This is a genomic window from Bradyrhizobium sp. P2_E8 (assembly GCF_056403875.1).
Genome location: NZ_JBFUES010001842.1, coordinates 1 through 634, shown reverse-complemented (window position 1 = coordinate 634; position 634 = coordinate 1). Strand labels below are relative to the sequence as shown.

Sequence of the window (634 nt, the reverse complement as noted above, 5' to 3'; positions counted from 1 at the left end):
GGCCGAAGCCGCCCGACATGATCATCATGTTGTCTTTCAGAATGCCGTCGAGCGCCGACTTGGCGTCGGGATAGACCTTGTTCATGCAAAAAACCTCGACTGAACCTTCGGCTTGCGGGCGTCGCGCCTTATTGGCGGCGATTATTAGGCGAAATCGTCCGAAGCCGTCAATGATACGGGGTTCTCCGCACCGCGGGGCGGTGGTAGAAGCTGCCCACGCCGTGGGCAAGACCGCCCGCGGCCTTGAAAGCGACAAGAAAACCCATCAAGTTGCGGCACTTAACCTAACAGGACTTGGGCGTGGGGCGCGTGGGTTTCCCGGCCCGCCCTTCTGGCTCCAACGACCAACCCGATCAGGACATGCCATTGACCATGGCCCAAGGAATGAAGCGCCTCGGGACGCCGATCGCGGCGCTGCTCGGCGTTGCGCTGATCGCCCTGATCGCGACCTCCTGGCTCATCAACCGCGATGYGCTGCGCAAGGCCGTGGAAGCGCAGATCCGCGATGTCACCGGGCTCGAGCTCAATGTCGCAGGCACCATCGACATTTCGTTGCTGCCGGCGAGCTACATCTCCTTCCATGACGTCGGCCTGAAGGGCGGCGGCACCAGCGATCCCGCGCTCCGTGTCGACG

Annotated in this window: 2 pseudogenes; one reads left to right on the top strand and one right to left on the bottom strand. The window is 62.7% G+C overall.

Annotated elements, in window-relative coordinates:
- Positions 1 to 229, bottom strand: a pseudogene (locus AC1D00_RS44235) (hypothetical protein); the annotation flags it as partial.
- 143 nt (positions 230 to 372) lie between these two features.
- On the opposite strand from AC1D00_RS44235, the pseudogene AC1D00_RS44230 reads away from it, so the two are divergent.
- Positions 373 to 634, top strand: a pseudogene (locus AC1D00_RS44230) (AsmA family protein); the annotation flags it as partial.